Here is a 23,960-nt window from a genome sequence, read left to right on the forward strand (position 1 = left end):
TCTTCAACCGGGATTGTCCGGAATCGCATTTCCGCCACCCGTCGGAGCATTCGGTGTGGGCACGGTCCAAATAGCGACATTGGCAAACATAACAGCGGCGGCAATCAGCATGAGCACGCCCTGCTTCTTGTTTCTGCCTGTGCGGATGAGATAGACTCCGCCAGCCAGCAGCCCTGCGCCAGCGAGCATCAAAACAGACAATATCCAGTCAGCCAATGATCAACTCCTTCGCCCAAATATTGCCGTCATAATGCACCGATATCAAGTTGCGATTACAGTGATTGGCTGATCGCCGTCGCGACCAGTCCCCTGGCGAATGGAAACGGAAGCTACAGTAGAACATAAAAAGAACATATCAATTTTGCCGGAAAACAGATAAGAACGAGCGGTGCAAAGCGATTCCCCCCTGTTGATCTTGGCTGACCTACCGCCGTCGTTCCGGCTGACCGACCTTAAATTGTCGGAAGAGGCATCGCAAATCATTAGCCTTTCCCGGTTCAGACATCAGGATCTCGACGGATGGGCTGCAATAATCGCCGGCATGACATTCACCATCCTTCTCCAGAGCGCCGATGAAGTAGCGCAGACCATCGCCATAACCGATTGCGATCATATATTCTGCAAATCACCTGACACAGTCTTGTCCGGGGTCGCAATCGCGTTGGGCGAACATATAGGCTCTGCCAAGCATGATGAGACCGTCAATCGGGCCTTGTTGCAACTGGCGCGACATGTCGGTCAATCTGTTGATGCCAGCAGTGTGATTTGGCGGCCCGCAGGATTGAATATCGGGTTTGAATATTTTGCCGGAGCCACAGATCATTATGCGGCGGGTGGCCCATTTCCGGTATTGGCTCAAATCGCCATTTCGAAAACGCGCGACCATATTTTCCAGACATCCGGCCTGTCCTATTTTTCCGATCAGGAAATACGGCTGAGCGCCCCCGCAGACCTTGCGTCGAACGAAGTGGTCAGACGCTTGGTGCGCCTTGCGCATGATATTGCCATTGATGGCAAAATTGAACAGCCAGTCGAAACCGACGGATTGGTGGCCGGTGAAAGGCTATCGTTCACGCCGAGCGACGATGGACAGATTGTCGACATTGCAATTGTCGCGGAGGATCCACGACAATTGCAATAGCCGCAAATTGCGGTTCAGGCCGCCGTTGGTGCCGCTTCCCGCACATTCTGGTCGACATGCTCAGCAAACTGTTCGAAATTATCGATAAACAGCTTCACCAGCTTCTGAGCCGTTTCGTCATAGGCGGCTGTGTCTGACCATGTCGAACGCGGATCAAGAATACCGCTGTCGACGCCAGGTACCGATACCGGCACGTCAAAGCCGAAATTGTCGTCGCTGCGGAATTCACCGTCATTCAGACTTCCATCCAGGGCGGCATTCAATAGAGCCCGGGTTGCCTTGATCGGCATACGATTGCCTTCGCCATATTTGCCGCCAGTCCAACCGGTATTGACTAACCAACAACGCACGCCGCCTTTGGCGATCCGTTCTTTCAGCAGGTTGCCGTAGACCGAAGGATGACGCGGCATGAACGGCGCACCGAAACAGGTTGAGAATGTCGCTTCCGGCTCGGTAACACCGATTTCCGTACCGGCTACCTTCGCGGTATAGCCGGAGAGGAAGTGATACATGGCTTGTTCTGGCGTCAGGCGAGAAATTGGCGGCAAAATACCGAAAGCATCGGCCGTCAGCATGATGATATTCTTGGGAACCGGCCCCATATTCTTCTCAGATGTATTGGGGATATAGTCGATCGGATATGCACCGCGGGTATTTTCCGCTTTGCTATTGTCGTCAAAATCCAGTTCCCGAGTTTCCGGGTCCATGACAACATTTTCCAGCACCGTACCGAAACGCCGGGTAGTTGCATAAATTTCGGGCTCTGCCTCTTCTGACAAGCGGATCATCTTGGCGTAACAGCCGCCCTCGAAGTTGAATACCGCTGTATCGGACCAGCCATGTTCGTCATCACCGATCAAGGTACGGCTGGCATCGGCGGACAATGTCGTTTTGCCGGTACCGGACAGACCAAAGAAAATCGCGGTATCGCCTTCCGGTCCCATATTGGACGAACAGTGCATCGGCATGACAGAATCCAGCGGCAGCAGATAGTTCAGCAATCCAAACACAGATTTCTTCATCTCACCTGCATAAGCGGTTCCGCCGATCAGGATGAGCTTCTCGGTCAGGTTCACCGCGATAACCGTTTCACTGCGCGTACCATGACGCTCTGGATCAGCCTTGAAGCTCGGCAAGTCGATAATCGTATATTCTGGCGCAAAACCGGCCAGTTCGTCGCTGGATGGCCGAACCAGCATCGTACGGATGAACAGATTGTGCCAGGCCAGTTCATTGATCACCCGAACATTAACGCGGTGCTCTGGCTGCGAACCACCGAAAAGATCCTGCACAAACACAGTTTCTTTCTCACCAAGGGCTTTCAGGAAATCTTCCTTCAGCGCGGCAAAATGGTCGGGCGTCATTCCGACATTGGTTTTACCCCACCATACGCTGTCTTCCGTCTCGCCATCACGGACGATGAATTTGTCATTAGCCGAACGGCCGGTGTGCTTGCCGGTCTCGACCACCAAGGGTCCGTCTTTGGCCAGATGCCCTTCGCCCCGGGACACGGCAGCTTCAACTAATGCGGGCGCGCCCAAATTCCAATGTTGCTCTGCCGCGGTGGCAAAGCCCTGATCATTTAACGTTACGGACGAAACTTGTGGCACGATTATTCCCCTAAGGCTTGAAATTAGGAATGGATGTTTGCCGGATTCGGCAGGTTTGTGCTGGCGCTTATCGTACCGTAACGAGTCGGTCAAATTCACAGATTGCCTTGAAATTCGGTCTGTTTCGATATGGGATAAATGACAACGATGGTCATTTACAGAAGTCCGCCGCACAGACACATGCGTCTTGTGCAGGGGCGTCGCTTGAATTAGGTCGAAGACGAATGTTTTTTTGCAAATGGCAATCAGGATAGTGCATTAGATGGCTGCAAATATCGCTCTTGTTGACGATGATAGAAACATATTAACGTCCGTATCCATCGCGATGCAGGCGGAAGGTTATGTGACTCGGGTCTATTCCGACAGTGAGGCAGCGTTGCAGGCCATTCTCGACAACCCGCCCGACCTCGGCATATTTGATATTAAAATGCCAAAAATGGACGGCCTCGAATTGCTTCGCAGGGTTCGGGAAAAGAGCAATTTGCCAGTTATTTTTCTGACTTCCAAAGACGAAGAGCTGGACGAAGCCCTCGGTTTAGCCATGGGCGCTGATGATTATATCAAGAAACCCTTTTCCCAGCGCTTGCTCATTGCCCGCGTCAAATCGATTCTGCGCCGGGCTGAACTGGTCAAATTATCGGATGAAGAAGCAGATACCGAAGGCTTGGAACCGCTGGTCCGCGGCGGATTACAAATGGACCCTGCCCGGCATCTCGTCAAATGGAACGGCGACACTGTAACATTGACAGTCACCGAGTTCATGATTTTGGAAACGCTCGCCAACCGTCCAGGCGTGGTGAAAAGCCGCAATCAGCTGATGGACGCAGCCTATCAGGATGACGTCTATGTCGATGACCGGACGATCGACAGCCATATAAAGCGCTTGCGCCGGAAATTCCGCGAAGTGGATCCCGAATTTGATGCCATTGATACGCTCTATGGAGCCGGTTATCGCTACAACGAGTAAATCTGTAGACGCCAAGGACGATCCCGAACTGTCCCTGCGCTGGTCTGCCCGGTTGTCGCTGACAACCCGGATACTGGCCGTGAATATCCTTGCCATTGCGCTGTTGGCGGGCAGCCTGTTCTATCTCGACAATTACCGGGATGAGCTCACTGCCGAGCGGCTCAGCCAGGCCCGTCTGCAAACCCAGATTATCAGCGACGCGCTTAACCTGCAGACAGAGAGCAATCGCGAGGATCTGATCTCTGATTTCGCTACCCATCTGGAGGGTCGGCTCCGGCTCTATGATCAGAGCGGTGCAAAAATCGTCGACAGTTTTGATCTTGCCGAGCCCACTTATGAACTCAGAGACCCGGAGGCCCAGCCCTGGCAAAAAGATGTCGCCCGGATGCTGGATCAGGCCATTGAATTCATCGTGCTCAGCAAGCCAATCACTGCCTTTGCAGAACCTGACATGGACACTGTCTCGGCCTGGCCAGAACTGAAATTACTTGCCACCAACACGCAGCCCAATAGTGCGGTGCGCTATGCGCCCGACCGCACACCGGTGATTATCGCTGCCTCCCATTTGCCAAGCACTGACCATATCCTGCTGCTGACCAGCAATGCGCGAGACATTACCCGGATTGTTCGTGCCGAACGGTCCAATGTCGTCCTGGTGATTTTTCTCACCGCAATAGTGTCCGTCTTGCTGTCATTATTCCTGGCGCGCACCATTGTAACGCCGATCAGGAAGCTGGCACGGGCCGCGGTCCGCGTGCGCCTTGGCCGGGCACCGGAAATAACGGTGCCACGCATGCCTGACCGGCGCGATGAAATCGGTCAGCTGGCCCGTGCGCTTGCCGATATGAGCGGTGCATTAAGTTACCGCATTGATGCCACGGAAGCCTTTGCCGCCGATGTCAGCCATGAAATCAAAAACCCTCTTGCGTCCCTGCGATCGGCATTGGAGAGCCTTGACCGCGTTGATGACCCTGATTTACGGCGTCAGCTTCTGGACGTTGCCAATGATGACGTTCGGCGGATTGACCGGTTGATCAACGACATTTCAGAGGCCTCGCGGGTTGATGCAGAATTGGCGCGCGCAAAATTTCAGCAGGTCGATATCGGAAAAATGCTCGACCAGCTGCTCGCCGCTCGCGAACAACGAGACACGAATGAAAGCGCAAAAATAGCATTTGCCCGACCGGGCCGCGGCGTTGCCATAGTGATGGGCGATGACGACCGGCTCGAGCGCGTATTCAGCAACATTCTCGACAATGCGGTATCATTTTCTCCACCAGACGGACTGATTGAAATACTCGCAACTCTGGACGCCAGTGAAGTGGTGATCCAGATATCGGATCAAGGTCCGGGCATAACCCCCGAACAACGCAAGAATGTGTTCAAGCGTTTCCATTCGGATCGACCGGCAGGCGAAGCCTTTGGCAAGAATAGCGGGCTTGGTCTCGCGATCGCCAAAACCATCATCGAAGGCCATGAAGGCACAATCCAGGTGATCGACCGACCCGACGGACAGCAAGGCGGCTGCTTTGAGATACGTTTACCAAAAGCTGCCCGAGGACCGACAGCCTGATGACCAAGGAAACCCGCCATGCAAGCTGTGTAGCCATTCAGGGCGCAGGCGTTATGGTTTCTGGTCCTTCGGGGTTGGGCAAATCCGACCTGGCTTTACGTCTTATCGACCGGGGCGCCATCTTGATCAGCGATGACTATGTTGAACTTCACGATGATGGTAACCAAATATTGTTGACCGCGCCTGCAAAAATAGCAGGGAAAATCGAGATTCGGGCATTGGGCATTTTTGACTGTGACCATGTTTCGAATATTCCTCTAACACTGCATGTGCAGCTAAAACAGAAACCGGAACGCTTTCCATTGGACAGTCAGACAGAAACAATCATGACAATGGCCATCCCGACAATCACCCTGAACGCATTGGAAGCGAGTGCCCCGATCAAGGTAGAAATGGCGTTGAAACAACTGTTGCAAAAGTCAAAGGGCGGTTGAGCATGGCCAATATAAAACAAGTATTGTTGATCACCGGCCTGTCCGGAGCTGGAAAAACAACCACCCTGAAGACTCTTGAGGATATCGGTTGGGAGACCGTTGACAATTTTCCGATCCGGCTGGTTGAAGGCTTGCTCAATACTCCGCCATCCAGCTCACGCAATGATGCTGACCCGCCGCTCGCGCTTGGCTTTGACAGTCGAACACGAGGGTTTGATCCGGATAACTTGATCAAACGTGTAAAAAAACTTCAGGAGAACGAAAACTTTCAAATCTCCACGCTCTATCTGGATTGTGCGGGTGGGGAACTGGAACGGCGTTATAGCGAGACACGGCGGCGTCATCCCCTCGCCCTGGACCGTCCGGCCAAGGAAGGTATTGCATTAGAACGCAGCCAATTTGAACCCTTTCGGCGGTGGGCTGATCATGTCATCGATACCAGTGATTTATCCACCAATGATCTGCAACGCCAAATCCGCGAAGAATTTGCACTGCAGGACTCGGACATCACTACAGTTACCATTACCAGCTTTGGTTTTTCCCGCGGCTTGCCCAACAATATTGACCTACTTTTCGATGTCCGTTTTCTATCAAATCCATTTTGGGATCCTGATTTAAAGCTGATGACCGGACTGGATTCACAGGTAGCTGAATATATTTCTAAAGATCCGGCTTATGCGGAAGCACTTGATAAATTTGAAGAAATGCTGAAATTTCTGCTACCCAAATATGTCAAAGCGGGTAAGGCCTATGTCAATATCGGAATCGGTTGCACCGGCGGGCGTCACAGATCGGTACATATCGCAGAAGCATTGAGCAAAAACTTGCATGCCGCTGGATTTTCGCCCACTGTCTCCCATCGTAATTTGGCATCACGGCCAATGGAAGCGCTAGAAGCCATGCAAAACCAGAACGGAAATAAGGGTATTTAATCGCGATGATCGGTTTGGTTCTTGTTACCCATGGCCGGTTGGCTGTCGAATTTATTACCGCGATGGAACATGTTGTTGGTCCGCAAAAATCGATAATGTCGGTTTGCATCGGTCCCCATGACGATATGGAGCAGCGCCGCGATGAAATTGCGGATTGCATCAAGAAAGTACAAAACGGAAAGGGCGTCATAGTGCTTACCGACCTGTTCGGTGGCACGCCTTCCAATCTTGCCATTTCCCTTATGGACAAGGGTGATGTCGAGGTTATCGCCGGTGTGAACCTGCCGATGCTCATCCGGCTCGATGGCGCCCGAAAATGCATGGATGTTTCCGACGCTGTTGCCGCCGCGAAAGAAGCCGGTCAAAAATATATCAGTGTCGCGTCTGAAATTCTTGGAAGCGATGCGTGAGCGAGCATCGCAAAACCGTCGCCATCACTAACAATCGCGGGCTCCACGCCAGGGCCAGTGCAAAATTTGTTACCTATGTCAGCAAACTGCCCGAGGGCTTGTCGGTAAAAGTCGGCAAGGACGGCACCGAAGTCACCGGCACATCGATCATGGGTCTGATGATGCTGGGTGCTGCCAAAGGCGACAGCGTCGAGATTATTGTCCAAGGCGATCAGGCCGAAAGCGCGCTGGAAAAACTAGCCGGTCTGGTTGTCGACGGCTTTGGCGAGGACTGATATCCGTGCCCTCCCCTGAACGCCGCCAGATTACCGGTTTTTCCAACCCAACGATAAAGCGGTTGAAAAGCCTGCGTGAAAAGAAACATCGCAAGCGCGAAGGTCATTTTCTGGCCGAAGGGTTGCGCATCCTGACCGAGGCGCTGGATGCCGGTAAAACGCCGAAATTGCTGGTGGTCGTGGAAGATACGGAACTGCATCCGCTCGCGCAGAAAATTGAACAGGCGACTTTCGATGCCGGTGGCGAAGTGATTGAAACCAGCGAAGCCATTATTGCGAAGCTATCGGGTAAATCCAACCCGCAATCGATTATCGGCATTTATGAAGATCATCCGACCCCGCTCGAAGATCTCGACCGCAATGCAGCGCCAATCTGGCTGGTTGCCCAGGCGCTTCGCGATCCTGGCAATCTTGGCACGATATTGCGTACCGGTGATGCTGTCGGTGCCGGCGGTTTGATATTGATTGACGATTGTGTGGATCCGTTCTCGGTGGAGGCAGTCCGAGCCAGCATGGGCGCTATTTTCACGCAGAATATTGCCCAAGCGCCATGGCTGCATTTTGTTGAATGGTTGCGCTCCGGCGCCGGACAGCTGGTCGGAACCAGCCTGAATACCGACAAAGACTATCAGGCCGTGCGCTATGAGCAGCCCACTTTCCTCTTGATCGGAAATGAAGCGCAAGGATTGCCGCAAGACTATGAGGCTGCCTGTGACGTGCTGGTCAAAATGCCAATGATGGGCAAAGCCGACAGCCTGAACGCCGCGATTGCCAGCGCTGTTATGGCCTATGAAGTCCTCAACCAACGCCGCCATTAATCGCCAGTTGGCAATATGGATCAATATGCTACTCTGCTCTGGGGAGAGAGTATCATGAAAAATATACTATTGATTATGCCAGTCCTGCCGCTGTTCCTGGTGGCTTGCGGTGAAGGTGCGCAAGAACAACCTGCTGCGGAAGAAAAACTGACGGAATATAAGGCTATTGGCACGGAGCCGGGCTGGACGGTGGACATCAAAGGTGATCAGATCGTCTACACTTCACAGGAGGCCTCCAACGACTTCAGCCTTCCGGTCCAACGGATGAAGAAGACGGCAACCGGCTGGGAAGTGAAAGGTTTTAGCGATCAGCATAATATCACCCTGACCATCACATCCGGCGAAGAATGCAATGATGGCATGAGCGACCGAGTATATGCGGATACCGTACGGACCGCAGTCAGCAACAGAGGGTATCTTGATGGTTGTGGCGGCGAGATACTATCTGACCCGGAAGCATCTTGAAGAACAGCTTCGACGGAGACTTTTAGCGTAACATTGACGGGGGCGGCTATTCCGCTGCCTCGTCTTTTACATCCCGGTCATCTTCGATCAATGCGGCTTCCACATCGTTGGAATAGCGCGGTAAAGCCTCTATTTCCGCGACCGGGTCGAGATCCTTTTTACCGGTCTCAATGCTGAGCTCGGCAAACTTTCGACCGGTGGCCATGACGTTGCGTTCAAAGCTTCCGACAAATTTATTATAATTGCCAACTGCGCTGCCGAGGCCTGACCCCACGCGTTTCAGATGCTCTCCCGCGACGGCAAGGCGGTCGTACATTTCCTTGCCCAATTGCCCGATCTGCTTGGCTTCTGCGGCCATCTTTTCCTGCCGCCAGACGCCCGCTACCGTGCGTGCTATCGCGACCAGATTGGTCGGAGTAGCGAGCAGAACCTTCTTCTCGAAAGCATGGTCCCAAAGTGTTGGTTCATGCTCGAGTGCCGCGGAGAGAAAATGCTCCCCCGGAACGAACATGATCACATAATCGGGCGCATCTTCAAACTGATCCCAATAGGCCTTTTTCGACAAGCCATCGATATGCGTTTTCATCGAACCACAATGGCGCGCCATGGCAAAGCTGCGCGCGTCTTCATCTTCCGCTTCAAACGCATCCTGATAATCGTTGAGCGAGACTTTCGCATCGATCACCAGTTTTCGTCCACCCGGCACGCTGATCACCGCATCGGGACGCAAACGGCCCTCATCCGTATCAATGCTCTGCTCGGTCACAAAATCGGTATGTTCCGACAGACCGCAGGTTTCGAGAACATTTTTCAGCTGCTGCTCGCCCCAACGCCCGCGCGATTTCGGTGCATTGCGCAAGCTGTTAACGAGCCGCGCCGCTTCCTGCTGCACTCTGTCCTGCCCCTGCCGAACCTGTTCAATGGTCGCGCTGATGCCGGCATAGGATTCGGTCCGCTCTTTCTCGATCATCTTGATCGATTCTTCATAGGTCGCAAGCCGTTGATGCACCGGTTGAAGAAGCTTGGCTATTTTCTCGCCGCCTTTTTCGTTGGCCTGATCAAACCGCTGATCGGCACGCTCCAGAAACTGGCGTTGCGCGGTTTCCAGCATTTTTGCACCAACCTCTGAAAATTGTGCGGAGAGCGACTCTTTTGCCTCGACCAATTGCTGCAACTGCTTTTCATGGTTGCGCGCATCAGCTTCCAGCGATGCCAGACTCTGTTTCGCAGCATCACGATCCTCACGGATGGAATCGCGTTCGGAGCGGGCGGTATCCCGCTCTGCCTGCACGCCGTCCAGCATGGATCTCAGCGACGTCGCAGTTTCCTCGGCCGCTTTGGATGATGCAGCCGCTGTGCGCGTGCCCACGAACCAACCTGCACACAATCCAATGATCAGCGTAAAAATTGCAATGAGAAGAGCGACAAGTGCGTCCAAAACAGGTCCTTTCCACTGGAACGAAACAAGAACCTAGGCCCTCTCAGCCCCACATGCAATAGTGGTTTTGCCGAAGACAATAACCAGCCCGATAACCGCCATTTTTAGACGTCTTTTCAGCTGATTTCAGGAGTGCAAACAAACCTTGAAACCGGTTCAGAATTGCCGGTGCAACGGGACTAAGCCGCTTCCTTGCGATGCTTTGCCAGCTTCTTGAGAACCATCTGCCGTTTCAGGCGGGAAAGATGGTCGATGAACAATATGCCCTCGAGATGATCCATTTCATGTTGCAGGCAGGTCGCCAGCAAACCGTCCATCGGTTCTTCAAACTGCTTGCCGGTTTCATCTTGCCAGCGCGCCGTAATCGTAGCGGGCCGTTCGACATCGGCATATTGTTCCGGCACCGAGAGACAGCCTTCGCTGTAAACGTTCAGATCCTCGGAAGGATCCAGAATTTCTGGATTGATGAAAACACGCGGATCGCGAACGACTTCATGGTCGTGATCGCAATGTTCGCCATGTTCGTGGTCATGCTCAACCGGCTCCTGAAGATCGATAACCAGGATCCGTTTTGGAACGCCAACCTGAATAGCGGCAAGACCGATACCCGGTGCGTCATACATGGTTTCAAACATGTCCGCGATCAGCGTTTTCAGCTCTTCATCAAACACGGTAACCGGCTCTGAAACAGTTTTCAGACGCGGGTCAGGAACTTCAAGAATAGGTAATATAGCCATGGACGAAATTTAGGGATTCTAGCCGGATTCGTCAAGGACTGGTCGCAATGCGATTGCGCCGCTCAATCGTTGCTGATCGGCCTGCGCGAACGCAGCGCCTGTGCCAATGTGCCTTCGTCGAGATAATCCAGCTCGCCGCCCACCGGAATGCCATGGGACAGCTGGCTGAGGCGCAGTGGATAGGTTTCAAGCCGCTCGGCAATATAGTGAGCGGTCGTTTGTCCTTCCAATGTTGCATTCATGGCCAGTACCACTTCATCAATGCCACCCTGCTCCACGCGTTTGATCAGCTTGTCGATCGCAATATCTTCTGGCCGCACGCCGTCCAGTGCAGACAGCCGCCCGCCCAGAACGTGAAATTTTCCAGGAAACAGGCGTGACTTATCCAGAGCCCACAGATCAGAAACCTCTTCGACCACACATAGCGATTTTTCATCTCGCCGCGGATCGTTGCAAATCTGGCAGGGGTCCTGTGTATCGACATTGCCGCAAATGGTGCAGGTGACGAGATTGGCATCGACCTTTTCCATCGCTGCCAATATCGGCTTCATGGTTGTTTCGGGGCGTTTGAGCAGATGCAGCACCGCCCGCCGCGCTGAGCGCGGGCCCAGGCCGGGAAGTTTGGACAGAGCCTGAACCAGATTTTCGATTTCCTGCGAAGCCATGATTTGACCTTTAGGGCCATGATGTATGCGCTGCCAATATAAAATCTTGCTGTCCTACATGGACGAGTTTGGTTAGGGAGACAGCATGACTCACAAACCCGTTAAATTCGCGACATTCAAGGCGTTACAAAACAAAACCGCTTTATCACCCGAACTGGTTTCAGAGGGTGAGAATTGTGTGAACTTTGGAGCAGGTTCTAGCTCAAGCGGTTGCAGGAACATCCCTGTGATTTGTGTGAACTTTGGCTTGGCATTCTACAAAAGTGCCTGTGTGATCTGTGTGAACTTTGCGGCAAACTATATGCAACGGAAAGCGCGATCATGACCGTTGAAACGCCTGCAAAACTGCGCCTGGCATTCATGGGCACACCGGATTTTGCAGTACCGGCCCTGCGCGCTTTAAATACGGCGGGACATGAAATTGTTGCTGTCTATTCGCAGCCGCCGCGCCGCGCCGGGCGGGGAAAGAAACTCACCCCCTCCCCTGTGCAGCAAGTCGCGGAGGAACTGGGACTGGAGGTCCGGGTGCCGGTGTCGCTAAAGAATGAAGAGGCGCAGGCTGAATTTGCTGCACTTGATCTCGATGCCGCTGTTGTGGCTGCTTACGGCCTCATCTTGCCGCAAGCGATATTGGATGCGCCCAAAATGGGCTGCCTGAATATTCACGGCTCGTTATTGCCACGCTGGCGCGGAGCGGCTCCGGTCCAACGCGCGATATTGGCAGGCGATCAGGAAACCGGCATTACCATCATGCAGATGGAAGCAGGTTTGGACACCGGGCCAATGCTGCTCAAATCCAGCACGCCGGTTGCGGAGAAAACCGCAGGCGAACTGACCGAAGAGCTAGCCCAAACAGGGGCTGACCTGATGGTGCAATATCTCGCCTCTCCGCAAGACCATTCTCCTGAAGTGCAGGATGATACGCTCGCGACCTATGCCAAGAAAATCACCAAGGAAGAAGCGCGTGTGAACTTTGATCAGCCCGCAACAGCGGTCCTGCAACAGGTAAGAGCCTTCAATCCCGTACCCTGCGCATTTTTTGAATATGAGGGTGACCGCTATCGTATCCATTCCGCCGAGACTGTCACCAAATCGGGTCAGGCCGGCACGTTAATCGACGATCAGATGACTATTGCGTGTGCCGATGGCGCGATCAAACCTGTGTTGATCCAGAAAGCTGGCCGTCCGAAACTTACACTTGCGGAGTTTCTCAACGGTACGAAAATCCCTGTCGGCACATCGCTGCAATGACCCGTTTCGCGATCACTCTGGAATTTGATGGCCGCCCGTACATGGGTTGGCAGCATCAGGACCACGGCCCCAGCGTCCAGCAAGCTGTTGAGAATGCTATTAAAACTATCACCCAGCAAGAGATTCGTGTCTTTGCCGCTGGCCGTACGGACGCGGGCGTCCATGCGCTCGGGATGCGGGCGCATTTTGATCTGGAGACGCGGTTGACGCCATTTCGGCTGATGGAGGGTCTCAACGCCGGGCTACGCCCCCATCCCGTTGCGGTGCTTGCTTGCGACATTGTCGATGATGATTGGCATGCCCGCTTCAACTGCATTGGCCGGCGCTATGTTTACAAGATCACCAACCGCCGGGCGCCGCTGACATTGGACAAAGGACACAGCTGGCAGGTCGCCAGACCGCTGGATGCCGGAGTGATGCATGATGCTGCGCAGCTATTGGTCGGGCAGCATGATTTCACGACCTTTCGCTCCACCCAATGTCAGGCGCAGAGCCCGGTGAAGACGTTGGACAGCATTTCCGTCACTCGCTTTGGTGAAGAGATTGAGGTGGAGGTTGCAGCGCGATCTTTCCTGCATCATCAGGTGCGCTCGATGGTCGGCTGTCTGAAACTGGTTGGTGATGGCAAGTGGGCGCGTAATGACTTGCAGAAAGCACTTGAGGCCAAGGACCGCGATGCGCTGGGGTTCAACGCACCGCCGGACGGCCTCTATTTTGTCGATGCAATTTATCCAAAGGCCGAGAAAAAGTCAGAGACCGAATAGGCGCTGCAAGGACTTGTCGAGCATCAGCAATTGCCAGAGCAAGCGGCTGTTATCCGCCTTTCCGGCAATATGATCGTCGGCCACTTTACTTAGGGCTTGCTGATCAAACCAGCCCATGCGCGCCAGTGCTCCAGCACCGGAAATTGCCTGCGCTTCATCGGCCAGCGGCCCGCGAAACCAAGCGGCAATCGGCGTCACAAAGCCCATTTTCGGGCGATAGAGGATATCTTGCGGCAAATACCGTTCCATTGACTTTTTCAGCAGATATTTGCCAGTTCCGCGACGCACCCGCAAATTGGTTGGCAGCTTGGCGGCGAACTCCATCAGCTTGTAATCGAGCAACGGCTCCCGCGCCTCAAGGCTCACTGCCATACTGGTCCGGTCAACCTTGGTCAGGATATCACCGGGCAGCCACATCTTCATGTCGGCATATTGCGCCTGATCAAGACCATTGCGCGCTGGTGCACTCTCCATCAGTTCAATCATCCGGGTCTCGCCGCGATAGCCGCCCAACTGCTTGGACATCGCATCGGAATAGATCGCATGGCGCCCCGCCGGTGTCGTCACCCCAACCGCTTCGGCATAACCTTCCGATCCAGAGCGCGCGAGCGACAACAGGGTCGACTTGGCGCGCAGTGGTCGCGGCGCCCAATCGGCCTTGGGATAGACCTTGCCCAACCAACCCAGAGGGGGGCCACGAAGCGATTGCGGGATCAGACTTCTCACCCGTTCTTCGGCATGGTGAAACACATGGCGGCGATAACCGGCCAGCGCCTCATCCGCACCATCGCCCGACAATGCGACAGTCACATTCTCTCGCGCCAGCTCTGCCACACGATAAGTCGGCAAGGCAGAGCCATCGGCAAAAGGTTCGTCAAAATGATCGGCCAGCGTATCGATGAGACCGAAATCATCTGCTGCCACTGTCCGCGCACGGTGGTCGGTCTTGAACCGTTCCGCCACGCGTTCGGCATAGCTTGTCTCATCCAGAGATGCTTGGTCAAAGCCGATGGAACAGGTTTTAACCGGTTGCCGACTCTTCTCCGACATCAATGCAACGACCGCACTGCTGTCCACACCGCCGGACAGGAACGCGCCCAAGGGAACGTCAGCAATCATCCGGGAGCCAACCGCATCTTTCATCAGTGCGACCAGCTCTTCTTCCAACTCCGCCGCCGATGCCTTGCTGCGCTCGCTGAAATCCATATCCCAATATTGGATCGGCGCCGGTTCGGGTTTGCCCTGTTCAAGCAACAGATAGTGGCCCGCAGGCAGTTTCTTGACGCCTTTCAACAGCGACCTGTGATCCGGAATATATCCAAACGCGAGATAGTCATCGACCGCTCGCATTTCCGGCTCTCTCCGCAACAACGGATTGGCGAGCAAAGCCTTCAGTTCGGAACCGAACAGGATGCTGCCATCCGAAACTGGCGCATAGAAAAGCGGCTTCACACCCAGCCGGTCCCGCGCCAGAAAAAGCTGTTTGGTCCGCTGGTCGAATATCGCAAAAGCGAACATCCCGTTCAGGCGATTCAGGCAGTCCACACCCCATTGCCGCCATGCATAGAGAATGACCTCGGTATCGCTGCTGGTTGTAAACCGGTGGCCGAGCGATTCGAGCTCGACCCGGACGTCACGGAAGTTATAGATCTCACCATTATAGCTGATCACCTGTGCTTCATCGGCGGTCAGCATCGGCTGCGCGCCGCCTTCCAGATCAATGATCGACAAGCGGCGATGGCCAAGGCCAACACCGGGCGCGGTCCATATCCCGGAACCGTCGGGTCCGCGATGTGTCAGGCTATCTGTCATCTTGCGCAGACGAATGGGATCAACCGGCTTGGCCGTCTCCAGATGAAATATTCCCGCAATGCCGCACATGATGTGCGCCCTAGCGCAGACCTGCCATTTCGTCAGCCAATTTATCGAGCGGCCCGAGCGCCTCGCGAAAATCGCTCATGGCAGCAGCTGGCCCGGCTTCATCAATCTTCTCAGCAGATATCAATATGGTCACTGCTTGCTGATTACCGCCGAGCAATTTGCTTTTTAACGTTTCGAGCTTCACGGCCGATCCGCTTCCGGTCAGTATGTTACCGATCCGATAGAAGGTTTGCACATCGCGAACCACCGGGCCGGGAGCTGTTATTTGTATCGCCTTGCCCGAAGCAGGCGCCGTCAGATCCCGGCTCCAGGACCAGTCCGTTCCAGGATCAAAGGCACCCTGACCATAGCCAACAATCTCGCGGCCATCTTCCTGCCGATCATATACGGCAATGGCGAGATCAACCTCTGCACCGCTGGACGCATGGTGATAACGGCCGAGCAATTGATGATTGGCACCATCAAATCGCGGCTGCCAGTCGAATTGCGGACGATAGTCAACGCGCTCCCAGCCAGCGACTTTTGGTAGAGCGATCTTGTCCGGCACCGGCGAGCTTTGCGCTGCCAATGCCGCTGTCCACAATACCGGTGCTGCAATCATCGCCGTCATTGCGATCATGGCGTGGCTCGGCGACAGCTTTGATCCGGTTACCCGGCTTCGCGCGATTGCATCGCCATCGATCATTGGCTCGTCAATCTTGCGATCAAAAAACGGCCACCCAATGATCATGACCAGGGCAAGCACGAAAGCGAAGAAGAACCAGCCATAGAAGATATGATCAAAGCCCGTTGCGAAATCAGTTGTCGTATGATGCGCAATATAAATTGTTCCAAACGCCCGGATGCCATTGGCGATGATTGGCACCGCCAGCGCTGCAATCATAAAGGCCGCTCGCCGCTGCCAGCTCTGGAAACATATGTTGCTGACCAGCGCACCATAGGCGATCATTGCGATCAAGAATTTCACACCGGAGCAGGCCTCCGCCACTTCAAAATAGCCGGTGGGTGTCGAAACAAAAACACCGTCGATAAAGGCAGGAATATTCGCCCAGCCAAGAAAGACCATCGACATTTTCGCGGTGATGGTCTGCAGAAGCGGTACAAATTCCTCGCCAAAGGGCACGAGGAAAAAGCTATAAAAAAGCGGGAAGATCAATCCACGCATTACCCTACGACCCAGTAACGTGATGACCGCTCCTTGCAGCATCATGAGCAGACCTAGATGCTTGGCGAATGACACTCCAGCCGCTTCGCCAAGTAACCAACCGGCAGCCGCCAACCCCATCCAGAACAATCCCGGAGTCCAAATCGCAGGTGCAATTTTCACCAGCTCCTCGCGCCGCTGTTGCACCAGCCAGAAAATGATCGGACCAATCAGGAGACAATGATTATAGGTCGACACATTCCACCAAGCGTCAAGCATCGCTAGGCCATCACGCCAAAACACTATCAGGATTGCCGCAACCGCCAAGCCCAACTGACACAGATGCTTTGTCCAAAGACCATCGTTAGATGCCTCTGCACCCTCGCCTATCTGTTGATTGATTGCAGCGCTGTTCATTCCGCCGCCTCGAGCAGTTTTTCCCCATCAATACCGCATAGGCTGGCAATATCAGAAAGCTGAGTTGTCCAACTATAATCAGAGCGAATCAACGCGCTAGCCTTGTCGCCAAGCGCTTTGCGCTTTTCGATATTTGACAATAGTTCGCAAACCAGCATTGCTTCATGCTGCACATCGTCGGCGACATAAAAATGCTCGCCGTTAATCGCGGCAATACCCTGCGCTGCGGGAGCGGAAGCCACGACTGGCTTTCCCATCGCCATCGCTTCGAGAACTTTGTTCTGGATACCACGCGCCATGCGAAGAGGTGCAACGACGATATCGGCAGCCTTTAGCCAACACCGTATATCGTCAACGCTACCCATAACCATCGTGCTGTTCAATCCATCCAATCGAGACACATCCGGCGTCGGCGCCCGACCTACAATCGCAAATTGCGCATCGGGATGTTGCGCGAGGATTTTGGGCATCACCTCTTTCGCGAAGCTGGTAACAGCCTCGACATTTGGACGATAATCCATCTGTCCGGTAAAGACGATCAGTGGCCCTTCAAATGGAAGCTCCATTGCGGCGACTTTTGCAGGATCATAGAAATTCAGATCAATCCCGTTACCAACCGCCCGAACTTTTTGACCATCGAGATCCGAGCGTTGCCGGAACAGTTGCGCTTCGGCTTCACTAACAAAGAGCGAGTGGTCAGCGCGCTTGCCTATCTTCTTCTCGAAAGACCGTAATAGTTTCCCTTCGCGCCGATTGATCCAACTCATCGGACCAGACCCCTCAGTGGCAAAGCTTTCAAATTTGGCGCTATCGACGTCGGCGAAATCCATGATCACCTTGCCCAAAAATTCCGCCGGAATAAATTGTGCCATCTGACCGGAAAAAACGAATATGCAGTCAATTGTTCGTGTCGAAATTGTGTCACGGACATAGTTGCGAATCTCCGCACTCTCGAATGCCGTCAACGAGACGGGCCTTCCGGAAGTGAGGGCCTGTATTCCCGCCCACCAATTGGGCTTGCGTCGTCGGACAATCTGCATCGATGCGAGAGCTTGCTTGATATCACTCGCTGCAGCTTCTTCCATTACATCATCAGCGAAGCAGGCCAGATGTACTGACCGATATTCCATTAGTTTTCGCAGTATATGGTGTGCGCGAATCTTATCGCCGCGATCGGGCGGCCACGGCACGCGGTGGGTCAGGAATAAAATCTCACCCATCAGCCAAGGCCTTTTGCGATCAGCGGTCCCAGTCGATTTGCTATGGAAAGCGGAAGCTTTTGCCACAGAGCAACCTGCATTCGGTATTTCGGGCTCAGCGGATTAACGTCGCGCGCAGCCTCGCCATCTGCAGTCCTGATTGCATAGGATAAAGGCTCCGGTTCAAAGCCCCAGTTTTTCTTGAACGAGAAGGCTCCCGTACCCACCTTGGAACGGCCAAAATCAAAACGCTGGCAACCCCTTTCACGGGCATGGATCATCAGCGCATAGTACATCACATCATTGGCCCGAAGGCGGCGCGCATCGAACGTGCCTCCACCCCAGTAGGGCATTACAATCCCCTTGTTATATAGGCTCAAGACACTGGCCACAGGCTTATCATCATCCGACACGGTCAGAATGTCCGCATCAGGTCCGAACGCTTCCAGAATTTCGTTAAACAATGCTTCGGGGAAAACCGGCGTTCCAAGGTTACGCACGCTTTCTGCGTATACAGCATAATGATCCGCGCGATCCTGCTCGCTGGTACCGATCCGGATGGCAAGATCGTTCTTCAGGCCTTTGCGAATCTCTGCGCGTTGCTTACGTGGTATGGCGAGCAATTGCTCGTCATCACTCGTGGCAAGGTCGGTCACAAAGCCCGCATAGATACCGTCCTTGTTCTGCCAGTTCTCGCCGGGACTAGATCCGCCGCGTAACTCAACTGTTGGAAAGCTATGTCTCTCGGCAAAATCCCATATTGCATCGGCCAGCATTTGAGTTGCCTGATCGCTTGTGCTCAGCACGCCTCCGCCGACAGCGAAGCCCGATGAGACTAATGCGCGTCCGAATAACGCAGAATGGATCAGATGCATTGGCAACAGAGCCTCGATATCGCCTTGGCTGTTCTCCGCTAACATGTAACACCATTCATGCCCGCAAGCCTTAGAAACGGCCCGCATCCAGGCTGGTCGATGGAAAGCGGTGCCCTGAACATGTTCTTGGACAAACTTGTCAATGCGCGCCAGTTCGTTCGGATCGTCCTGATCCAAAACACGAACGTCTAACGCCTTGAGTGAGAAAGGCATGTTCATTGCGCTAGCTCCGCCTCCAAAGAGGCGAGTTCATCCACTCTTCCCCAACGGAAATCTCTACCGACACGGACAAGTTTGGAACGCATGATTCCCAGATTGGTATAATGACGCAGCTTCGACTTGAGCGGCGCATTGCCAACCCGTGGTTGCTGCGGGTCAATTTCCCAAGGGTGGAAATAGAAGATTGCACCACGTCCGTCATCCTTGTGCATCTTACGAATAGCTCGATCATAGAGCACGTATGGCAGCAGCCGAAAAAACCCGCCGCCTCCTGATGCCAGAACCCGATTCCCGACTTTTACCGTCGTAACCGGCAACTCTATCAAATCCGATCCTGCCACCGGCTTCCAGGCAAAACGCGGTGAGCCTGCCCAACCATAATGATCATGCCTGATCGGCGCGACACTGGATGAATAAAGATACCCCTGCTCGGCCAATATCTCATGTGCCCATGGTGTGCGTTCGTCGATGGAGAAGCTTGGCGCACGATATCCGGTCACAGCTCGTCCGCACGTGTCTTCGAGGATTTTCCGGCTGTGCTTCAGATCATCTCGAAATTGCTCCGCAGTCATTGTAAAAACGCGCGCATGATCATAGCCGTGACTGGCGACCTCATGCCCCGCTTCAACGATGCGTTGCATCAACTTGGGATAACGTTCTGCTACCCAGCCGAGCGTAAAAAAAGTTGCCTTGATTCCGACTTCTTCGAAAAGATCGAGAACCGCATTGCTATTGCGTTCAACACGATGTTCCAAGCCGTCCCAATCGGCACGATCGATGACCGTTTCAAAGGCTCCGACCTGAAACCAGTCTTCGATATCCACCGACATAGCATTGAGCAAAGCATTTGCTTTTCTCGCCTTTTCTATGGGTTCAGGCCGCGCGTCCTGCATTGACATAGCTTTCCTTGCTTCGGATGTCGCTTTCGACCCAGTCGACAAGCATCGTCAATACACGATGCAGACTTTCGTCCTGATTATCCATACGGGATTCAATCGCAGCTAGCCTTTTGGATATGATCCCCATGCTGTCTGCTGTTGCATCGTCTGATACAGGCTGGGCAACCGGTGATGGATTTACAGCGACGGGCTCTTCAACCTCCTGCACAGGAACGCTATCCGCATGTCTGAAAGGCAGAACTTCATGATCATCTGACGCTTCCTCAGAACTGCTTGTTAGTGCGCTTTGCAATTCCGCATCAGCAACTGGCGCTGCAGGCGTAAACTCTTCTGGAACCGAAACCAGTTCGGGTTCGACCTGCTTTTCGGCCGCACGAGCAGGTTTCTCCCACAACGGGCTTTTTGCAGTCGCTGGATCAAATTCAATCTCAGGCTCGACAATGTCGACTTCTTCCCCGTTCAGGTCGGCGAGTACCCGGCCAACCAAAGCTTGATCAATAAGCTCAGCATGCTCGACAGCTCCCATAAGCAAGACACGGCTCATCAGCGTATTGATCTTGCGCGGCACACCTCCGGTTTCACTATAGAGCAAAGAGAAGACATCGGATGTGATTTTGGGACGCCCAGACCAACCGCTCTTCGCTAGTCGGTGCGTAATATAGGGCTCAATTTCATGCGCTTCCATCGGTTCAAGATGATGGTTGGCAATCACCCGCTGGCGTAGCTGCTCCAGTCGATCAGAGCCTTGTAACAGGTCTCGGAATTCAGGCTGGCCGAGAAGGAATATCTGCAGCAATGCCTGCCCGCCTAATTGGAAGTTGGACAACATCCGCAGCTCTTCCAGAGCGCTGGTAGGCAGATTTTGCGATTCATCAACGATCAGCAAACACCGCCGTCCCGCACGCGCTTCACTGTGCAGAAATTCTTCAAAAGCACTGAGCAGTTGCGCCTTGTCCATGCCTTCGGTTTCAATATCGAAGTTGTTCGCAACGACGCGCACAATATCCTTACTGTCCAAAGCAGTGGTCACAACATTCGCTGCGGCCAATCGCTCGCGATCGATGGTTGCCATCAAATGACTGACCAAAGTCGTTTTGCCGGCACCGACATCACCCGTGATGACAATGAAACCTTCACCCTGCGCAAGACCATAGCCCAGGTAAGACAAAGCCTTTCGGTGGGTCAGGCTTTCAAAATAATAATGCGGATCCGGGGTCAGCTGGAATGGCCGACTTTTCAATCCATAAAATTCTTCATACATACTGGTATCTCCCACCTACTCTTGCGGTGATGTGTTTAAAATTCATATTGTAGTCCGAGCAGCGCAGAGGCTGTAAGTTCGCTATCAAAACCATCCTGTTGAAAGCTATCCAAGCCAACCGCTGCAGTACCGGTCAGACCTGGTATGATCTGACGATAATAGGCCGCATTTGCGCCCAGAGCGAGCACATTGGGCGCGCCTGCAAAACCACTATCCAGAAGGTTTGCGTAGACATTGGTATCAAAGCTGGAGCGGGCATCAATCTGGCGGCCAATTGACAGGTTGGCATAGTAGTTTTCGTCCACCAGCCCATCGACACTTGATAATCCGCCCAGTTGTGAAGCGAAGAAACGACGGCGCGAATAGCCTGCCGCTACCGCAGTATTCCATCCATTATAACCATATGCGAGTTGGGCATTCACACCGCGCGCGCGAAACGAAGAAGACGCTGCCGATTGCAGAGCATCATTGAAACACAGGCTACTCGTCTGGCCAAAAGCACATCCATTAAGTTCGCCACTTAGCGGATTGCGGCTGCTGGAAAAACTGGTCCCCAATGACGCCAGGTTGTCGTTCAGCAAATTACCAAAGCCCGACACAGTGTCATAGACCGACACATTCAGCGATGTGTTCTCGTTCGGTTGATAGCCAAGGCTACCAGCATAGGTCGTGCTGCCATAGCGGCGTCCGACACGCGCCTCGAGAGAGGTCCGCCGGCTAGGACGCCACAGCACACCAGCATCCCAAATCAGTCCGTCTTCATCATAAGACAGCAGGCGAGGAGACGCTTCATCAGTCACCAAGCGGCCGTCATTGTCGACCACTGGATCGCCGTTAACATCCCGCAGCGCATCGCGTTCGGAAATTTCAATATCTTCATAACCAACACCGCCGACAAGCGCGACCGTTGGCGTCACCGGAACCGTTACATCGGCGCGAACATATTTGCCCTCGAAACGCTGATCCAATTGCCCGGCATCTTCACGTTCATAACCTGCACCGACAGACCAACCAAACGGCAGATCACCCGGACTCATGCCAACGCTGGCGCTAGCCGAATGGCTGACTGAGTCGTCGAAAATATCAATCGGCAACTGACCAGGCGGCAATATACCGGTATCTTCACTTTCAACCTTTGTATACCCAACGCGGTAGTTGGCATTCACATCCAGTGCGCCGATATTTGTCGATAAGGATGGCCCAGCATATACCGAATAGACTTGGGTTACATTGTCTATGTTGCCAACCGTATTGGACGGCGCTTCACCGCGAATATCGATACGGCTGCGTGTTGCAATACCGCCGGCCTCGAGTGCCAACACATTGGGAACAACCTGAACACTACCCCGAGCCAGGCCGCTCAATATGTCATCGTCGCCGATGTCATCTTCATAGAAGAAACGCCGCTCATAGCGCAAATTGACCTGTGCTTCCGCCTGGCGAGTCTGAATGGAAGTTTCAATACCTGCAGCAACAGTCGTATAAGTCAGAACGTCTGAACCGTTTTTCAGATCGGCCACCAGAACCTGCTGAACTTCCAGATAGGGCGTTACTTCAACATTACGATCCTTGGCTTGCGCTGGCTGTACAGCCACAATCATCAGCGGCGAAAACAGCGCCCCGAATTTCAACATACGCATGGGTTTACGGCTGGTCACTGTTACTCTCCATATCCATAATAGGATCCAAAGCTCCGACCTGTCGGCGAGAATTTCGTGCCGTTCAGGAGCAATTGGATATTGTCGCAGCCGGCCATCAGGCTAAGCGCGTCGCGCAAGGCTGTTTCAGTTGTTTCGTCTGCTTTCACGATCATCACGACCTGCCCGACATGAGTCGCAAGCACCGATGCCGGTGATGCCGACAAAGCAGGCGGGGAATCAAAAATAACAATCCGGTTGGGGTTATGCTGGGTCAACCGATTGAGCACTTCCTGTGTACGAGAAGAAGCGAGATATTCGGTGTCCGCGTTAGTCTGTTCACCCGCTGGTAAAATGGCAAGACCGGCAATGTCAGTGTGGATAATGCACTGTTCAACTGGCAATTGCGGATCGGCCAGCGCATCCATTAATCCCTTGCTGCCTTCCAGGCCAAGGCTGGACAATATGCTCGGTTTGGCAAAATCCGCATCGACCAGCAGCACTTCATTGTCTTTCTCCGCAGCAATCGAGAGTGCGAGATTCAATGCGCAAAAAGTCTTACCCTCATTTGGATGAGCGGAACAAATCAAGATGCGCTCACCATGAGGCAATGCAGCCTGTTTGCTTGTGCCCTTGGCGGCCATCAGTAGTTGACGTTTAATGATACGGAATTCTTCGGAAATGCCCGTAACCGGACCATCAGGCACAACGAAACCAGCTTCCCGCAATTTATCGCGATCAACGATGACCCGCGGTCCATCATAAACAGGCTGGTTTCGGGACGGTGTCCGTACGACCTGCTGCTTCTTAGCTTCCGGCGCTAGTATCTCGGGTCCGTAATTTTGTTCAGGACCTCCCGTCTTAGAAGGAACATAGTCATAGATCTGTGCTGCGCGTTCCAGCAGAGAACTTGATTTATTGAGGGGATTATACTTGTTCATGTTCTCT

General features: G+C 53.6%; 24 protein-coding genes. 11 read left to right on the forward strand and 13 right to left on the reverse strand.

Translation table 11 applies throughout. From position 1 onward, the window contains the following. Nucleotides 1–3 precede the first annotated feature (3 nt). Nucleotides 4–216 carry a hypothetical protein gene (locus DG177_RS03540; RefSeq protein ID WP_108810236.1) on the reverse strand — a complete coding sequence of 71 codons (213 nt, stop codon included), beginning with the start codon at nucleotides 214–216 and terminating at the stop codon, nucleotides 4–6. Between the two features lie 172 nt (nucleotides 217–388). Here DG177_RS03540 and DG177_RS03545 point away from each other — a divergent pair, with 172 nt between their 5' ends. Next, nucleotides 389–1,141, forward strand: a complete 753-nt coding sequence (locus tag DG177_RS03545) for a hypothetical protein (protein ID WP_108810237.1) — start codon at nucleotides 389–391, stop codon at nucleotides 1,139–1,141. Nucleotides 1,142–1,155: 14 nt separating this feature from the next. Here the strand turns inward: DG177_RS03545 and DG177_RS03550 are convergent, their stop codons facing one another. Then, on the reverse strand, nucleotides 1,156–2,751 hold the full coding sequence (locus DG177_RS03550; RefSeq protein ID WP_108810238.1) for a phosphoenolpyruvate carboxykinase: 1,596 nt from the start codon (nucleotides 2,749–2,751) through the stop codon (nucleotides 1,156–1,158). 262 nt (nucleotides 2,752–3,013) lie between these two features. Here DG177_RS03550 and DG177_RS03555 point away from each other — a divergent pair, with 262 nt between their 5' ends. Genes DG177_RS03555 through DG177_RS03590 form a run of 8 tightly spaced genes read left to right on the forward strand, consistent with a single transcriptional unit; the run spans nucleotide 3,014 to nucleotide 8,625 of the window. Further along, complete coding sequence (locus tag DG177_RS03555) at nucleotides 3,014–3,718, forward strand: response regulator (protein WP_108810239.1); 705 nt, start codon at nucleotides 3,014–3,016, stop codon at nucleotides 3,716–3,718. Continuing rightward, nucleotides 3,690–5,291, forward strand: coding sequence for an ATP-binding protein (locus DG177_RS03560; protein ID WP_108810240.1), 1,602 nt, complete (start codon nucleotides 3,690–3,692; stop codon nucleotides 5,289–5,291). Before DG177_RS03555 ends, DG177_RS03560 begins: the two co-directional genes overlap by 29 nt. Continuing rightward, a complete protein-coding gene (locus DG177_RS03565; RefSeq protein WP_108810241.1) occupies nucleotides 5,291–5,725 on the forward strand; it encodes an HPr kinase/phosphatase C-terminal domain-containing protein in 435 nt (144 codons plus the stop codon). The genes DG177_RS03560 and DG177_RS03565 overlap by 1 nt, the downstream gene beginning before the upstream one ends. Continuing rightward, nucleotides 5,722–6,657 (forward strand): RNase adapter RapZ, encoded by a 936-nt coding sequence (gene rapZ / locus DG177_RS03570; RefSeq protein ID WP_108810242.1) that lies wholly within the window; start codon nucleotides 5,722–5,724, stop codon nucleotides 6,655–6,657. The genes DG177_RS03565 and rapZ overlap by 4 nt, the downstream gene beginning before the upstream one ends. A 5-nt stretch (nucleotides 6,658–6,662) precedes the next feature. Then, nucleotides 6,663–7,067 (forward strand): PTS sugar transporter subunit IIA, encoded by a 405-nt coding sequence (locus DG177_RS03575; protein WP_108810243.1) that lies wholly within the window; start codon nucleotides 6,663–6,665, stop codon nucleotides 7,065–7,067. Then, complete coding sequence (locus DG177_RS03580; protein WP_108810244.1) at nucleotides 7,064–7,342, forward strand: HPr family phosphocarrier protein; 279 nt, start codon at nucleotides 7,064–7,066, stop codon at nucleotides 7,340–7,342. Before DG177_RS03575 ends, DG177_RS03580 begins: the two co-directional genes overlap by 4 nt. 5 nt (nucleotides 7,343–7,347) lie before the next feature. Beyond that, nucleotides 7,348–8,160 carry a TrmH family RNA methyltransferase gene (locus DG177_RS03585; RefSeq protein WP_108810245.1) on the forward strand — a complete coding sequence of 271 codons (813 nt, stop codon included), beginning with the start codon at nucleotides 7,348–7,350 and terminating at the stop codon, nucleotides 8,158–8,160. 54 nt (nucleotides 8,161–8,214) lie between these two features. Further along, on the forward strand, nucleotides 8,215–8,625 hold the full coding sequence (locus DG177_RS03590; RefSeq protein ID WP_108810246.1) for a hypothetical protein: 411 nt from the start codon (nucleotides 8,215–8,217) through the stop codon (nucleotides 8,623–8,625). Between the two features lie 46 nt (nucleotides 8,626–8,671). Here DG177_RS03590 and DG177_RS03595 read toward each other — a convergent pair whose 3' ends face one another. The 3 genes from DG177_RS03595 to recR all read right to left on the reverse strand — a co-directional run bounded on the left by DG177_RS03595 (nucleotide 8,672) and on the right by recR (nucleotide 11,465). Continuing rightward, nucleotides 8,672–10,063: a DNA recombination protein RmuC gene (locus DG177_RS03595; RefSeq protein WP_337658481.1), complete on the reverse strand. Its 1,392-nt coding sequence runs from the start codon at nucleotides 10,061–10,063 to the stop codon at nucleotides 8,672–8,674. 179 nt (nucleotides 10,064–10,242) lie between these two features. Then, nucleotides 10,243–10,800, reverse strand: a complete 558-nt coding sequence (gene def, locus DG177_RS03600) for a peptide deformylase (RefSeq protein ID WP_108810247.1) — start codon at nucleotides 10,798–10,800, stop codon at nucleotides 10,243–10,245. Between the two features lie 62 nt (nucleotides 10,801–10,862). Continuing rightward, entirely contained in the window at nucleotides 10,863–11,465 is a 603-nt protein-coding gene (gene recR, locus DG177_RS03605) for a recombination mediator RecR (protein WP_108810248.1), read from the reverse strand. 345 nt (nucleotides 11,466–11,810) lie between these two features. Here recR and fmt point away from each other — a divergent pair, with 345 nt between their 5' ends. Both fmt and truA read left to right on the forward strand, forming a co-directional pair. Next, nucleotides 11,811–12,716 carry a methionyl-tRNA formyltransferase gene (gene fmt / locus DG177_RS03610; RefSeq protein WP_108812748.1) on the forward strand — a complete coding sequence of 302 codons (906 nt, stop codon included), beginning with the start codon at nucleotides 11,811–11,813 and terminating at the stop codon, nucleotides 12,714–12,716. Beyond that, the gene (gene truA / locus DG177_RS03615; protein WP_108810249.1) at nucleotides 12,713–13,480 is read left to right on the forward strand and encodes a tRNA pseudouridine(38-40) synthase TruA; all 768 of its coding nucleotides are present in this window, start codon (nucleotides 12,713–12,715) and stop codon (nucleotides 13,478–13,480) included. Before fmt ends, truA begins: the two co-directional genes overlap by 4 nt. On the opposite strand, the gene DG177_RS03620 is transcribed toward truA, so the two are convergent. From DG177_RS03620 to DG177_RS03655, 8 genes are read right to left on the reverse strand one after another with little or no spacing between them, the layout of a single operon-like run. Beyond that, on the reverse strand, nucleotides 13,466–15,361 hold the full coding sequence (locus DG177_RS03620) for an XrtA/PEP-CTERM system amidotransferase (protein WP_108810250.1): 1,896 nt from the start codon (nucleotides 15,359–15,361) through the stop codon (nucleotides 13,466–13,468). The genes truA and DG177_RS03620 overlap by 15 nt on opposite strands. Before the next feature lie 10 nt (nucleotides 15,362–15,371). Next, a complete protein-coding gene (gene xrtA / locus DG177_RS03625) occupies nucleotides 15,372–16,922 on the reverse strand; it encodes an exosortase A (protein ID WP_108810251.1) in 1,551 nt (516 codons plus the stop codon). Next, entirely contained in the window at nucleotides 16,919–18,142 is a 1,224-nt protein-coding gene (locus DG177_RS03630; protein WP_108810252.1) for a TIGR03087 family PEP-CTERM/XrtA system glycosyltransferase, read from the reverse strand. Before DG177_RS03630 ends, xrtA begins: the two co-directional genes overlap by 4 nt. Further along, nucleotides 18,142–19,215 (reverse strand): FemAB family XrtA/PEP-CTERM system-associated protein, encoded by a 1,074-nt coding sequence (locus DG177_RS03635; RefSeq protein WP_108810253.1) that lies wholly within the window; start codon nucleotides 19,213–19,215, stop codon nucleotides 18,142–18,144. The genes DG177_RS03630 and DG177_RS03635 overlap by 1 nt, the downstream gene beginning before the upstream one ends. Then, complete coding sequence (locus DG177_RS03640; RefSeq protein WP_443216430.1) at nucleotides 19,212–20,108, reverse strand: XrtA system polysaccharide deacetylase; 897 nt, start codon at nucleotides 20,106–20,108, stop codon at nucleotides 19,212–19,214. Before DG177_RS03640 ends, DG177_RS03635 begins: the two co-directional genes overlap by 4 nt. Beyond that, nucleotides 20,089–21,375 (reverse strand): XrtA/PEP-CTERM system-associated ATPase, encoded by a 1,287-nt coding sequence (locus tag DG177_RS03645; protein WP_108810254.1) that lies wholly within the window; start codon nucleotides 21,373–21,375, stop codon nucleotides 20,089–20,091. Before DG177_RS03645 ends, DG177_RS03640 begins: the two co-directional genes overlap by 20 nt. A 35-nt stretch (nucleotides 21,376–21,410) precedes the next feature. After that, nucleotides 21,411–23,033, reverse strand: coding sequence for a hypothetical protein (locus DG177_RS03650; protein ID WP_108810255.1), 1,623 nt, complete (start codon nucleotides 23,031–23,033; stop codon nucleotides 21,411–21,413). 2 nt (nucleotides 23,034–23,035) lie between these two features. After that, nucleotides 23,036–23,953 carry an AAA family ATPase gene (locus DG177_RS03655; protein WP_108810256.1) on the reverse strand — a complete coding sequence of 306 codons (918 nt, stop codon included), beginning with the start codon at nucleotides 23,951–23,953 and terminating at the stop codon, nucleotides 23,036–23,038. Nucleotides 23,954–23,960: the final 7 nt, after the last annotated feature.

The sequence above is a fragment of the Sphingorhabdus sp. Alg231-15 genome (assembly GCF_900149705.1).
Lineage (GTDB): Bacteria > Pseudomonadota > Alphaproteobacteria > Sphingomonadales > Sphingomonadaceae > Parasphingorhabdus.

Excerpts from the sequence above, each read along its gene's own strand:
- DG177_RS03555 (WP_108810239.1), top strand. The coding sequence starts at position 3,014 with ATGGCTGCAAATATCGCTCTTGTTGACGATGATAGAAACATATTAACG.
- DG177_RS03560 (WP_108810240.1), top strand. The coding sequence starts at position 3,690 with ATGGAGCCGGTTATCGCTACAACGAGTAAATCTGTAGACGCCAAGGAC.
- DG177_RS03565 (WP_108810241.1), top strand. The coding sequence starts at position 5,291 with ATGACCAAGGAAACCCGCCATGCAAGCTGTGTAGCCATTCAGGGCGCA.
- DG177_RS03575 (WP_108810243.1), top strand. The coding sequence starts at position 6,663 with ATGATCGGTTTGGTTCTTGTTACCCATGGCCGGTTGGCTGTCGAATTT.
- DG177_RS03590 (WP_108810246.1), top strand. The coding sequence starts at position 8,215 with ATGAAAAATATACTATTGATTATGCCAGTCCTGCCGCTGTTCCTGGTG.
- def (WP_108810247.1), bottom strand. The coding sequence starts at position 10,800 with ATGGCTATATTACCTATTCTTGAAGTTCCTGACCCGCGTCTGAAAACT.
- recR (WP_108810248.1), bottom strand. The coding sequence starts at position 11,465 with ATGGCTTCGCAGGAAATCGAAAATCTGGTTCAGGCTCTGTCCAAACTT.
- truA (WP_108810249.1), top strand. The coding sequence starts at position 12,713 with ATGACCCGTTTCGCGATCACTCTGGAATTTGATGGCCGCCCGTACATG.
- DG177_RS03620 (WP_108810250.1), bottom strand. The coding sequence starts at position 15,361 with ATGTGCGGCATTGCGGGAATATTTCATCTGGAGACGGCCAAGCCGGTT.
- xrtA (WP_108810251.1), bottom strand. The coding sequence starts at position 16,922 with ATGAACAGCGCTGCAATCAATCAACAGATAGGCGAGGGTGCAGAGGCA.
- DG177_RS03630 (WP_108810252.1), bottom strand. The coding sequence starts at position 18,142 with ATGGGTGAGATTTTATTCCTGACCCACCGCGTGCCGTGGCCGCCCGAT.
- DG177_RS03635 (WP_108810253.1), bottom strand. The coding sequence starts at position 19,215 with ATGAACATGCCTTTCTCACTCAAGGCGTTAGACGTTCGTGTTTTGGAT.
- DG177_RS03640 (WP_443216430.1), bottom strand. The coding sequence starts at position 20,108 with ATGCAGGACGCGCGGCCTGAACCCATAGAAAAGGCGAGAAAAGCAAAT.
- DG177_RS03645 (WP_108810254.1), bottom strand. The coding sequence starts at position 21,375 with ATGTATGAAGAATTTTATGGATTGAAAAGTCGGCCATTCCAGCTGACC.
- DG177_RS03655 (WP_108810256.1), bottom strand. The coding sequence starts at position 23,953 with ATGAACAAGTATAATCCCCTCAATAAATCAAGTTCTCTGCTGGAACGC.